The sequence below is a fragment of the Streptomyces sp. NBC_00425 genome (genome assembly GCF_036030735.1).
Lineage (GTDB): Bacteria > Actinomycetota > Actinomycetes > Streptomycetales > Streptomycetaceae > Streptomyces.
Genome location: NZ_CP107928.1, coordinates 8,554,837 through 8,566,496, shown reverse-complemented (window position 1 = coordinate 8,566,496; position 11,660 = coordinate 8,554,837). Strand labels below are relative to the sequence as shown.

Here is an 11,660-nt window from a genome sequence, read left to right as displayed (position 1 = left end):
CACTTCGGACGCGTGATACACCTCCGGTCACGGAATCTCCTCGTGGTGTGCGACGGACACGCGCCCCACCGAACTGGCATGCACGCGTCGGGGTGGTGGTACAGCTGTGACCCCGCCGTGCGAGGATGGGACGCCCGCACACCGGCGTCGGGGGCGAATCTCCTCGTCGCCGCAGGTGAGCGGGCCCGTCGGACGGCTTGAGGGAAAGGACCGGAGCGTACGTGAGTGAGAATCAGAACCTCCTCGCGGAGCAGCGGCGCTCCCTGATCCTGGACGAGGTGCGACGCCGCGGCGGCGTCCGCGTCAACGAGCTCACCCGCAAGCTCGGCGTGTCGGACATGACGGTGCGGCGTGATCTGGACGCGCTGGCCCGGCAGGGCGTGCTGGAGAAGGTGCACGGCGGCGCGGTGCCGGTCGTCGAGGCGAGCACCCACGAGCCGGGCTTCGAGGCGAAGTCGGGTCTGGAGCTGACCGCCAAGGAGGACATCGCCAAGGCCGCGGCGGAAATGGTGGCCCCGGGCAGCGCGATCGCGTTGTCGGGCGGTACGACGACCTACGCGCTGGCCCATCACCTGGTGGACGTGCCGGACCTGACCGTGGTGACGAACTCGGTGCGCGTCGCGGACGTCTTCCACGTGGCGCAGCGCACCGCGGGCCCCCGGCAGGGCGCGGCCACGGTCGTGCTGACCGGCGGGGTGCGCACACCGTCGGACTCACTGGTGGGACCGGTCGCCGACCAGGCCATCGCGGCACTCCACTTCGACGTGCTGTTCCTCGGCGTGCACGGCATATCGGCCGAGGCCGGGCTGTCGACGCCGAACCTCGCGGAGGCCGAGACCAATCGGCGGCTGGTGCAGTCGGCGCGCCGGGTGGTGGTGGTCGCCGACCACACCAAGTGGGGTGTGGTGGGGCTGAGTTCGTTCGCCGCACTGGATCAGGTCGACACGCTCGTGACGGACGCCGGTCTGCCGGGGGCGGCGCGCGCGGAGATCTCCGAGCACCTGCGCCGGCTGACGGTCGCGGGCGAGCCCGACGAGGGTGCAGACATCTGAGAGGGCTGCGGCTAGGGTGGCGCACCCGTCTCCCCGCCATGAGGAGGTCGCGCGTATGCCTCGCCGGTTGCGTCCCGAAGGGCTCGACTTCGTCCGGACCGCTCCCGTGCGGCTGGTCTTCGCGACGGACATGTCCGCGCCCCCCGAGCGGGTCTTCCGCGCGCTCGCAGAGGACGTGCCCGGGTGGGCGCGGTGGTTTCCGGCCGTGACGTCCGCGGAGCCGCTGGAGGGTGGGGCGGCGCGCGAGGTGCGCCTGCGGGGCGGCACGCGTTTTCGTGAGACGGTCCTCGCGGCCGAGGAGCCGGAGGTGTACGCCTACCGCGTCGACACCACCAACGCTCCGGGCGTCGGGGCACTGGTCGAGGAATGGCGGCTGGCGGCGGCCGGGGCGGGGACGCGCGTGCAGTGGACGTTCGCCGCGGACGGGAGCGGGGCCTTCCGCACGGTGCTGCGGCTGGCCCGGCCGGGGCTCGGGCAGTCCTTCCGCGGGGCCGTGAAGCGGCTGGACCGACGGCTCTCCGGCTGAGCGCCGCCGGTGGGAGCTGGAGTGCTCCGGTTCAGCCCTGCCACACTCCGGTGGCCAGCAGCGTCTCGATCGCCGCGGTGTAGGGGGCGATGTCCAGTCCCTGCTCGGCGAGCCAGTCGTCGGAGTAGTACTTGTCCAGGTAGCGGTCGCCCGGGTCGCACAGCAGGGTGACGACGCTGCCGCGGCGGCCGTCGGCCACCATCTCGGCGACGATCTTGAGCGCGCTCCACAGCCCGGTGCCCGTCGAGCCGCCCGCCTTGCGGCCGATGGCCCGTTCCAGGGCGCGCACCCCGGCGACGCTGGCGGCGTCCGGGACCTTCATCATGCGGTCGACGGCGCCGGCGACGAAGCTGGGCTCCATCCGGGGCCGGCCGATGCCCTCGATGCGTGAACCGCAGTCGCAGGTGACGTCCGGATCGCCGCTCGTCCAGCCCTCGAAGAAGCACGAGTTCTCCGGGTCGGCGACGCAGATGCGGGTGTCGCGCTGGGTGTAGTGGACGAAACGCGCGAGGGTCGCGGAGGTGCCGCCGGTGCCGGCCGTGGCGACGATCCAGGCGGGCTCCGGGAACCGCTCCAGTTCCAGTTGCCGGAAGATGGATTCGGCGATGTTGTTGTTCCCGCGCCAGTCCGTGGCCCGCTCCGCGTAGGTGAACTGGTCCATGTAATGGCCCTCGAGGTCCCTCGCGAGACGTGCCGACTCCTCGTACATCGTGCGCGAGTCGTCGACGAAGTGACATCGGCCGCCGTGGAACTCGATCAGTCGGATCTTCTCGGCGCTCGTCGTACGCGGCATGACGGCGATGAAGGGCACGCCGATCAGCTTGGCGAAGTACGCCTCGGACACCGCCGTCGAGCCGCTGGACGCCTCGATCACCGGGCGGTCCGGCCTGATCCAGCCGTTGCACAGGCCGTAGAGGAAGAGCGAGCGGGCGAGCCGGTGCTTCAGGCTGCCGGTGGGGTGGGTCGACTCGTCCTTGAGGTACAGGTCGATGCCCCACGCCTCCGGGAGCGGGAAGCGCAGCAGATGGGTGTCGGCCGAGCGGTTGGCGTCCGCCTGGACCTTGCGGACGGCTTCTTTCAGCCAGTCGCGGTAGGCGGCGTCGCTGTGGTCGACGTCGAGGGTGGCACCGGTCCTGAGGGGCGGGGAGGCGGTCACGGCGGGGCTCCTTCGGGCTGCGCGCCGACGGTGGTCCGCGCGGCCGGCACACTCCGATCATAGACACCTTCCACACGCTTCTCACCTGCATAAACACACCTTTGGGGCCCTCAAAGGCGGCCCTGGGGGCGGGCGCGGACGCCGAGGGGGCGCATTCACACGAATGCTCCGGACGGCCCCTTGCGGACCTGCGAACGCACTGGTGCTCGAGGACGGGCGCGGGCAGACTGCACCGGGTCGGGGCGGGCGCCGGACGGGGGCGCGCCCCGGATCACCGGACGAGTTCGAACGCGAGGGGGCGGGACGGCATGGCGGAGCCGGAGTTCACGGCTACGGGCGTGCGTATCGGGAAGCGGCTGCGCTCGCTCACCCGGGCCGGGCAGGTCCGGATCAGCGACGGCAGGCTGGAGTTGCTGACCAGCTACGGCAGCGAGATCGACAGCGCGCCCGTGCAGGCGGTCCGCGCCTCGAAACCCTGGTTCGCCCCGGAGGACCGGGCGCTGGCCGACCTCAACGGCAACCGGTACCTGCTGACGCTCGGCGAGCACGACCCGGCGCCGGGGGAACCCGGACCGCCCGCGGCACGCCGCTTCATCGAGGCCGTGCGCAGGGCGGCGGGGCGCGGCGGCTGAGCCGCAGGGGGCGAGAGACCGGCACGGGTGGCCGAATCACCGCGAGTTGCGCTACCGCATCCGCTGCGCCACTCTGGTCTCACGTCACTCTGGGTTTACCGGCGATAACGCTGCGAACCAGCCCGCCGGCCAAGACAGCAGGCGGCCGCCTTGCGCAGACGCCCTGCTCGATCCGAACTCCGTGTTCTTCCGGACCTCAGTCGGGGAGTCGCAGCCGTGATCAGCAACCCAAGCAGGCACTGCATGGTGGAGCTTCAGGCCCTGCCGTCGCGGATCGGTCAGGTCCGCAGAATCGTATCGGCGCAGTTGCGCTACTGGCATATGGACCCGCTGATAGACCGGGCTGCGCTCGGTGTGACGGAGCTGTTGACCAACGTCCACCTGCACGCCCAGCCCGACAAGACCTGCGTCGTGGAGATGGAGCTGCTGCTGGACCGGCTGACCGTCTCCGTGCGCGACCACGATCCGCGGCTGCCGGTCGTCAAGACCGCCGAGACGCTCGCCACCTGCGGACGCGGGCTGGCCATGGTGGCCGCGGTCAGCGAGAGCTGGGGCGCCCGGCCGGACGGCGAGTCCGGCAAGGTCGTGTGGTTCACGCTGCCGGCGCCCGTCGCCGCACGGGAGCTCGCGGCGCGTCCGCCGCGCCGCACGCCGCGGGAGCAGGCCGCGCCCCGGTTCACGGAGGTCGTGTCCGTCGACGATCTGCGGCCCGCGCATGCCCCCGCCCGGTCGGCCGTCGTCGGCTGACCGGGCGGTGACGTCCCGTACGGCGAGGCGCCCCCGTGCCCGGTGTGCGGCCCCCACCGAGGGTCGGCACACCGGGCGCAGGCGTTCCCGGAGGCCGGCGGCTGACACCGGCGCCACGGTGCCGCGCCGCCGGCCGCAGGAGAGCGGGGAGGCCGACGGTTTCGCCGGCACACCGCACGCCTTCACGGCGTAGACGCCCCGTACCCCGTCCCGTGTCAGGGCGGGGCGGTCACCGCGCTCACGCCGTGCCGCCCCTGCCCACGCGGCCGAACTGCTCGTCCAGGACGGACAGTCGGCGCCAGTACTCGTCTTCGTCGATCTCGCCGGAGGCGAAGCGGCGGCCGAGGACGGCGAGGGGTGAGTCCCCGGTGGGTCGGGGGTCGCGCGTCGCGCCCCAGGGACCGGGGCGGCCGCGCCACACGGTACGGCGCACCAGCGTGAGCGCGCCGATCACCACGGCCGCCCAGATCAGCGGGAGGAACAGGATCCACGGGCCGGGGCCGCCGCCGTGCCAGTCAGCCAGGGTGTTCATCTCAGGTCATCTCCTCGGGGATCTGCAGTGGGTCTGCAACGGGTTCTGCTCGACGTCTCGAGAGTCCCGCGGGGCGGGGGCCGGCGTCGTCGCACGGCCGGCGTCAGTGCGCGTACCTCGCAGGGAGTACGCGAGCGTGCCACGGGTGCTCCCTGAGCCCTCGACTTCTGTACCTACTGGTATGTACAGTCGCTTCATGAGCACGTCGGAACGACTGATCGAGTCCACTCGGGAACTGCTCTGGGAGCGCGGTTACGTGGGGACGAGCCCCCGGGCGATCCTGGAGCGGGCGGGCGCGGGACAGGGCAGCATGTACCACCACTTCAAGGGCAAGCCCGATCTCGCACTGGCGGCGATCCGGCGGACGGCCGAGGAGATGCGCGCCTCCGTCGAGGAAGTGCTGAACGGTCCGGGCACGCCCTATGAACGCATCGAGGCGTACCTCACGCGCGAGCGCGACGTGTTGCGCGGCTGCCCCCTCGGACGCCTGACGATGGACCCGGACGTCATCGCGGACGAGGCGCTGCGCGAACCCGTGGACGAGACGATCGACGGGATCCGCGAACTGATCGCCCACATCGTCGAAGAGGGCAAGGAACAGGGGCAGTTCGGCCCGGAACTGGACGGTGAGGCGATCGCCGCCACCGTCGTCGCGACGGTCCAGGGCGGATACGTGCTGGCCCGCGCGGCCGGTTCGCCGGCCGCCTTCGACGCGGGCGTCCGCGGACTGCTCTGCCTGCTCACCCCCCGCCCGGCCGTCCAGGAGGCCCCGTGCACGCCATGCAGTACGAGCTGACCCTGCCCGCCGACTACGACACGGGCGTCATCCGCGCGCGCGTGGCCCGTGTCGGGCATCTGCTGGACGACTGGGCGGGCCTCGGTCTCAAGGCGTATCTGCTGCGCGAGCGCGGGGTGCACGGCTCACCGGTCAGCCAGTACGCGCCGTTCTACCTCTGGAACACCGTGGAGGGCATGAACTCCTTCCTGTGGGGCGCCGGATTCCAGGGCCTGAGCGACGACTTCGGGCGCCCGGCGGTCCGCCAGTGGACGGGTCTGACCTACGAGGAGGGGGCCTACGGCGCGGCCCCCGCCCGGTTCGCCGTACGGCGGCGCCGACCCCTTCCGGACGGCGGCCCGGTCTCCGCCGGCGTGCAGGAGGCGGTGGACGAGGCACGACGGCTGGCGCGGGAGGACGGGGCGGTGCTCGCGGCTGCCGCCGTCGACACGAGCCGGTGGGAGACCGTTCAGCTGTCCCTCTGGGAGCACGACGCGCCGAAGGCCGAGGGCGAGCTGTTCCAGGTGCTGCACCTGTCCACGCCGGGGCGGGCCGCGCTCCCCACGGGCCGCCAGTGGTGAGGTGAGCCCTGGGCGCACGAGCGGTCGGCGCGGGCTACGGGCGCCGGCGGTGGCCGCAGGGGGCTGCGGGCGGCGGGCGCTGCGGGCGGCTGGCTCCGGAGGCCCGATCCTGCGGATGTGTGGCCCGCCGAGCGGCCGACGGACGCCCGCGTCCGGCGGACCATGGAGGGCGACACACGAACCCCCTGACGAGGAGCACCTGGCACGATGGCCCTGGAGATGCGCGACCCCTGCGAACGCTGCACCACCGCCGCCCTGCCGCCCGACGGGCCGGCCCGGATCTGCTCCTACGAGTGCACGTTCTGCGTCCCGTGCGGGGAGGCCATGGGCGAGGTCTGCCCCAACTGCGGCGGGGAGCTGGTCCCCCGGCCGCGCCGCCGAGCCCCCGCCGGCTGACGACGGCGGGGGGTGAGCCGGGGTCTCCTGGGTCTCCTGGGTCTCCGCCGGGTTCCTCAGGGGGCGCTGTCGAAGCTGGCGAAGTAGGCGGCGGCCATGTCCTCGTCGCCGTGGCCCTGTGCGGCGGCCCGCTCCAGACGCTCGGCGCTCGCGGCCGCCACGTCCAGGCGGACGCCGTTCCCGCGCCCGGCCTCGACGATCAGCCGGGCGTCCTTCGCTGCCGTCGCGACCGCGAACTGGGCCGGCGTGAGCCGTTCCTCGAGGATCAGGGCCGCCTTCGCCTTCAGGTACCCCATGTCGAGCGGACCGCCCTCGATCAGTGCGAAGAACGCGTTCGGGTCGACGCCCAGGGACCGCGCCAGGGCGAGGACCTCACCGGTGGCGGCGGTCGCCGCGATCACCCAGCTGTTGGCCACCAGTTTGAGCCGGGTGGCGCTGCCCGCGCCGCCGTCCTCGCCGGTCCACACGATCCGTGCGCCCACGGCGTCCAGGACGGGAGCCACCGCGGCCCGGCTCGCGGACGGACCCGCCGCGAGGACGGTCAGCTGGCCTGCCTCGGCCGGCTGCCGGGTGCCCAGGACGGGGGCGTCGAAGAACGCGAGACCATGTGCACGGGCAAAGTCCGCCAGGTCGGTCACGGCCTCGATCCCGGCGGTCGTCGACTGCACCCAGGCCGTCCCGGCGCGCAGGGCCGGAGCGGCCTCGCGCATCACCTCCAGGGTGGCGGGGCCGTCGTAGAGCATGGTCAGCACGACGTCCGCGCCCTCGACGGCCTCCGCGGGCGTGGCGGCGACGTGCACGCGGTCCGCGGCGAGCGGCTCGGCCTTGGCACGGGTGCGGTTCCAGACGCGGACGGTGTGGCCGGCCCGAGCGATGCTGCGGGCCATCGCGGCGCCCATGATGCCGGTGCCCAGGACGCTGACGGTCAGGTGGTCTGTCATGGCGTCAACCTACGTCGGCACACGGGCGCCCGGCGCCTTTCCCCTGGCACGGCGGTATCCGTGTGCGGCTTCCCTCGGCCGACCGGCTGACGGCCCGTCACGAGCGCGCCGGGACGGCCGCGTCGTACACACACGGTCCTGCGGGCACAGTCGTACACGCACGGTTCCTGCGGGCACAGTCGTACAGGCACCGTCGTACAGGTACGGCCGTACAGGCGCCGTCGTGCAGGTACACCGGCGGCAGGGCTGCCGGGAGGGCGGGCGCGCCGGGTCTCACGCCGCGGTGAGCGCCCCCAGCGGGTCGTCCAGGACCGGCTGCCAGGCCAACTCGGCCGCTCCGACCAGGCTGTTGTGGTCGAGGGAGCAGCCGAGGATCGGCACCCCGCCGTTGTGGCCCCAGAGGCTGCGGTCGGTGACGACCGCGCGGAGCCGGTCGGGGTCGGCCGCGAGGAGGGTGCGGTGCAGTCCGCCGAGGATGATGCGGTCGGGATTGAGGATGTTCACCAGGCCCGCCAGGCCCAGCCCCAGCCGGTCGATCAGCGCGTCGACGGCCATGCGGACGACCGGGTCGCCGTACTCCTCGCGGATCAGTTCGTTGGCCTGCTGCAGCAGGGAGCCTTCGGGGCCGGGCTGCCGGCCGGCGGTGTTCAGCAGGGCGAGCGGATCGGCCTCCACGTCGAGACAGCCGCGGCTGCCGCAGTAGCAGGCACGTCCCTCGGGATTGACGGTGAGGTGCCCGACCTCCAGGGCCAGTCCCGAACTGCCCGTGTGCAGACGGCCGTCCAGCACGAGCGCGCCGCCGACGCCCCGATGCCCGGTGGCCACGCACAGCAGGTCACGGGCGCCGCGCCCGGCCCCGTGCCGGTGTTCGGCCAGGGCGGCGAGGTTGACGTCGTTCGCCGCGAACGCGGGTCCGGTGACGCCGGCGGCGCGGATCCGCTCGGCGAAGATCTCTCGCACGGGCGCGCCCGCGGGCCAGGCCAGGTGCAGGGGGTTGAGCGCCAGCCCTTCGGGTTCGGTGATCGCGGAGGGCACGGCGAGCCCGGCGCCCACACAGCGCCGGCCGGTGCGCCGCAGCAGCTCCGCGCCCGCGTCCACGGCGGCCCCGAGCACTTTCGCGGGGTCGGCGTCGACGGCCTCACAGCTGGGCGTGGTGGCGACGATGCGGCCGCCGAGACCGACCAGCGCGGCCCGGAAACCGTCGGCGTGGACCTGTGCCGCCAGAACGACCGGGCCGTCCTGCGCGACCTCGAGCCGGTGGGAGGGGCGGCCCTGCGAACCGGCTGCGGCGCCGGGCCGCGCGTCCACCCGGATCAGGCCCAGGGCGACGAGTTCGGCGGCGACCGCGCCGGCCGTCGCGCGGGTGACGCCGAGCTCGGCCGTGAGCACCGCCCGGGTGGGCGCCCGTCCGGTGTGCACGAGCTCCAGCGCGGGCCCGAGCGCACCGCGCCCCCGGTCCAGCCGCGCCCTCGAGGTGGTCCCTTCCCCCGCCGGCCGGGGGTCCGCCTTGCCGCTCATGGGGGCGAGTCTCCCATGATCCGTTGTTCAGGCGGCGTCGGGGAAGCCGCTCACCCGCAACGTGATGTTCAGCCGTCCCGTGAGGCCCAGCGCGGGCGGAGAGGTGCCCGGCAGCACGCGGGGCACTCCGTGGTACGCAAGCCGGGAGGGGCCTGCGAACACGAAGAGGTCGCCGCTGCGCAGCTCGACGTCGGTGTAGGGCCGCGTCCGGGTCCGCGGGTTCCCGAAGCGGAAGACGCACGAGTCGCCCAGGCTGAGGGAGACCACGGGTGCGTCGGATCTCTCGTCGGCGTCCCGGTGCATGCCCATCCGGGCGTCGCCGTCATAGAAGTTGATCAGCGCGATGTCGTACGCAGCCGACGGGGACTCCTGCGGCCCGAGCGCGTCGGCCACCGCGCGCCGGCCCAGCTCGCCCAGCCAGTCGGGGAACGGCTTGACGGCCGTGCCGTCGCCGTCGGTGACCGTGCGGGCGTATGCATACGGGCGCCAGTGCCAGCCGAGACAGACCTGGCGGGCGGACATCGTGCCGCCGCCGGGCGTGCGGACCGTGCGCAGCCCGGCCGGCGGTCGGGCCCACTCCCGGCACGACCTCAGCAGCTCGCGTTGGCGGGCCGCGTCCAGCCAGTCGGGCAGGTGCACCGCCCCCGGCGCGACCTCCGTACGCCCACGGGGGAACAACTCCGTGTCCATGGACCCATCCTCCCGCATGTCCGTGGTGCCGCGGCCGACGGTGACACCGCGTCTGAGCTGCGGCTCGGCTAGCCTGACCACGATGAACGACCGTATGACGACGCCGTGGGGCGAGGTCGAGCTGGCCCGCCACCCCGAGGACCCTCGCGATCAGCTGCGCGCCTGGGACGCTTCCGACGCCTACCTGCTCAGACACCTCGCGGCGCAGGACGTCCCACTGACCGGCACGGTGGTGGTGCTCGGCGACCGCTGGGGCGCGCTGGTCACGGCGTTGGCGGCGCACCGGCCGACGCAGATCACCGACTCCTGGCTGGGGCAGGAGGCGACCCGGGCCAATCTGGCGCGGGCCGGGGCCGAGACCGGTTCCGTGCGGCTGCTCACCACCCAGGACCCGGCGCCGGAGCGGATCGACGTCCTGCTGGTCCGCATCCCCAAGAGTCTGGCGTTGCTGGAGGACCAGTTGCTGCGGCTGGCGCCCGCCGTGCACGCGGGGACGGTCGTCGTCGGCGCGGGCATGGTGAAGGAGATCCACACCTCGACTCTGAAGCTGTTCGAGCGGATCCTCGGGCCGACCAGGACCTCCCTCGCCGAGCAGAAGGCCCGGCTGGTCTTCTGCACCCCCGATCCGTCGCTGAAGCCTCCGGCCACCCCGTGGCCCTACTCGTACGACCTGCCCGGCGACCTCGGCCCCACCCTCTCCGGCCGTCCGGTCGTCAACCACGCGGGGGTCTTCTGCGCCGACCGCCTCGACGTCGGCACCCGGTTCTTCCTCCGGCATCTGCCGAGCGCCGGGGGCGGCCGCCGGGTCGTCGACCTGGGCTGCGGCAACGGGATCGTCGGCACGGCGGTGGCGCTGTCCGACCCGCGGGCGGAGGTGCTGTTCACCGACGAGTCGTTCCAGGCGGTGGCGTCGGCGGAGGCGACCTACCGGGCGAACGGGGTGCCTGGGCACGCCGAGTTCCGGGTCGGGGACGGGCTGGCGGGCGTCGCGGACGAGAGTGTCGACGTCGTGCTCAACAACCCGCCGTTCCACTCCCACCAGGCCACCACCGACGCGACGGCGTGGCGCATGTTCACGGGGGCCCGGCGTGCGCTGCGGCCGGGCGGCGAGCTGTGGGTGGTGGGCAACCGGCACCTGGGCTACCACGTGAAGCTCAAGCGGCTGTTCGGCAACAGTGAACTGGTCGCCGGCGACCGGAAGTTCGTGGTGCTGAAAGCGGTCAGGCGAGCGTGAGTCCCGTCCCGGCGACGACCTGTTCCAGCAGGCCTTGTCGTCGGCGAGGTGGCTCTCCTCGGTGAGGCTGCCGCGGGACGTCCGGCGTTCTTCGCCTGCCGGGTCGGCCGGAAGTTTCCGCACCCGCGAGGGCGAGGGCGAGGGCGAGACCGGGCGGCTTGCCCGTGTCGGCCGAGTACACCACGCTGAGCCCCGAGCACGTGGACCACCGGCGAGCCCGGATCGCGCGCCGATGAGTTTCCCGCGGCGCGCCGGTCTCTACGCCGGACACCCACGGACGGAAGGCTGGACATGCGGAAGCTGATCTACGGCATGAACCTGACCCTGGACGGCTACATCGCCGCGGCCGGCGACGACATCGGCTGGGGGGGACCGCCGAGCCCCGAGCTGTTCCAGTGGTGGCTCGACCAGGAGCAGGCGAGCGGCCTGACGCTGTACGGGCGCAAGCTGTGGGAGACGATGAGCTCCTACTGGCCGACCGGCGACCAGCTGCCCGACGCCACCCCGGCGGAGATCGAGTTCGCGCGGAACTGGCGGGACACGCCGAAGGTGGTGTTCTCCTCGACGATCGACGAGGTCGACTGGAACACCCGCCTGGTCACCGGAGACGCGATCGCCGAGATCACCCGCCTCAAGGCCGAGGACGGCGGCCCGATGAGCATCGGCGGCGCGACGCTCGCCGGGGCGGCCCTGCGTGCCGGGCTGATCGACGAGTACGTGATCGCCACCCATCCGGTCCTGGTGGGCGGCGGCACGCCGTTCTTCACCGCGTTGGACAGCTGGGTGCACCTGAACCTGCTGGAGACTCGGACGCTTCCCGGCGGTGTGGTGCTGACCAGGTACGAGACAAGGCGCTGAGCGGCAGCACCCCGCGCGCCAG

At 73.2% G+C, this 11,660-nt stretch carries 14 protein-coding genes; 9 read left to right on the top strand and 5 right to left on the bottom strand.

Annotation, left to right across the window (positions count from 1 at the left end):
* Positions 1–221 precede the first annotated feature (221 nt).
* Positions 222–1,052 (top strand): DeoR/GlpR family DNA-binding transcription regulator, encoded by an 831-nt coding sequence (locus OHS82_RS37725; RefSeq protein ID WP_057582515.1) that lies wholly within the window; start codon positions 222–224, stop codon positions 1,050–1,052.
* A 55-nt stretch (positions 1,053–1,107) separates the two neighbouring features.
* Positions 1,108–1,578, top strand: coding sequence for an SRPBCC family protein (locus OHS82_RS37720; protein ID WP_057582516.1), 471 nt, complete (start codon positions 1,108–1,110; stop codon positions 1,576–1,578).
* Between the two features lie 31 nt (positions 1,579–1,609).
* Here OHS82_RS37720 and OHS82_RS37715 read toward each other — a convergent pair whose 3' ends face one another.
* Positions 1,610–2,734 (bottom strand): PLP-dependent cysteine synthase family protein, encoded by a 1,125-nt coding sequence (locus OHS82_RS37715; protein ID WP_057582517.1) that lies wholly within the window; start codon positions 2,732–2,734, stop codon positions 1,610–1,612.
* Positions 2,735–3,042: 308 nt separating this feature from the next.
* Here OHS82_RS37715 and OHS82_RS37710 point away from each other — a divergent pair, with 308 nt between their 5' ends.
* Together OHS82_RS37710 and OHS82_RS37705 are read left to right on the top strand one after the other, a co-directional pair.
* Entirely contained in the window at positions 3,043–3,366 is a 324-nt protein-coding gene (locus OHS82_RS37710; RefSeq protein ID WP_057582518.1) for a hypothetical protein, read from the top strand.
* 246 nt (positions 3,367–3,612) lie between these two features.
* Positions 3,613–4,113: an ATP-binding protein gene (locus tag OHS82_RS37705; protein ID WP_057582671.1), complete on the top strand. Its 501-nt coding sequence runs from the start codon at positions 3,613–3,615 to the stop codon at positions 4,111–4,113.
* A gap of 238 nt (positions 4,114–4,351) precedes the next feature.
* Here the strand turns inward: OHS82_RS37705 and OHS82_RS37700 are convergent, their stop codons facing one another.
* Positions 4,352–4,645, bottom strand: a complete 294-nt coding sequence (locus OHS82_RS37700; protein ID WP_057582519.1) for an SHOCT domain-containing protein — start codon at positions 4,643–4,645, stop codon at positions 4,352–4,354.
* Between the two features lie 196 nt (positions 4,646–4,841).
* Here OHS82_RS37700 and OHS82_RS37695 point away from each other — a divergent pair, with 196 nt between their 5' ends.
* The 3 genes from OHS82_RS37695 to OHS82_RS37685 all read left to right on the top strand — a co-directional run bounded on the left by OHS82_RS37695 (position 4,842) and on the right by OHS82_RS37685 (position 6,397).
* Positions 4,842–5,441, top strand: coding sequence for a TetR/AcrR family transcriptional regulator (locus tag OHS82_RS37695; protein ID WP_199863946.1), 600 nt, complete (start codon positions 4,842–4,844; stop codon positions 5,439–5,441).
* Positions 5,417–6,001: a DUF4865 family protein gene (locus OHS82_RS37690; RefSeq protein WP_057582521.1), complete on the top strand. Its 585-nt coding sequence runs from the start codon at positions 5,417–5,419 to the stop codon at positions 5,999–6,001. The genes OHS82_RS37695 and OHS82_RS37690 overlap by 25 nt, the downstream gene beginning before the upstream one ends.
* A 207-nt stretch (positions 6,002–6,208) precedes the next feature.
* Positions 6,209–6,397 (top strand): DUF1272 domain-containing protein, encoded by a 189-nt coding sequence (locus tag OHS82_RS37685; RefSeq protein ID WP_057582522.1) that lies wholly within the window; start codon positions 6,209–6,211, stop codon positions 6,395–6,397.
* A gap of 56 nt (positions 6,398–6,453) precedes the next feature.
* Here OHS82_RS37685 and OHS82_RS37680 read toward each other — a convergent pair whose 3' ends face one another.
* From OHS82_RS37680 to OHS82_RS37670, 3 genes are all read right to left on the bottom strand, one after another.
* Positions 6,454–7,338, bottom strand: a complete 885-nt coding sequence (locus tag OHS82_RS37680) for an NAD(P)-dependent oxidoreductase (RefSeq protein ID WP_057582523.1) — start codon at positions 7,336–7,338, stop codon at positions 6,454–6,456.
* Positions 7,339–7,611: 273 nt separating this feature from the next.
* Positions 7,612–8,856 carry an ROK family protein gene (locus tag OHS82_RS37675; RefSeq protein WP_057582524.1) on the bottom strand — a complete coding sequence of 415 codons (1,245 nt, stop codon included), beginning with the start codon at positions 8,854–8,856 and terminating at the stop codon, positions 7,612–7,614.
* A gap of 27 nt (positions 8,857–8,883) precedes the next feature.
* Positions 8,884–9,546 carry an alpha-ketoglutarate-dependent dioxygenase AlkB family protein gene (locus tag OHS82_RS37670; protein WP_328435467.1) on the bottom strand — a complete coding sequence of 221 codons (663 nt, stop codon included), beginning with the start codon at positions 9,544–9,546 and terminating at the stop codon, positions 8,884–8,886.
* Positions 9,547–9,628: 82 nt separating this feature from the next.
* Between OHS82_RS37670 and OHS82_RS37665 the strand changes: the two genes are divergently transcribed.
* Together OHS82_RS37665 and OHS82_RS37660 are read left to right on the top strand one after the other, a co-directional pair.
* Positions 9,629–10,780 (top strand): methyltransferase, encoded by a 1,152-nt coding sequence (locus OHS82_RS37665; protein WP_242433369.1) that lies wholly within the window; start codon positions 9,629–9,631, stop codon positions 10,778–10,780.
* A gap of 291 nt (positions 10,781–11,071) precedes the next feature.
* Positions 11,072–11,638 carry a dihydrofolate reductase family protein gene (locus tag OHS82_RS37660; protein ID WP_328435466.1) on the top strand — a complete coding sequence of 189 codons (567 nt, stop codon included), beginning with the start codon at positions 11,072–11,074 and terminating at the stop codon, positions 11,636–11,638.
* Positions 11,639–11,660 lie beyond the last annotated feature (22 nt).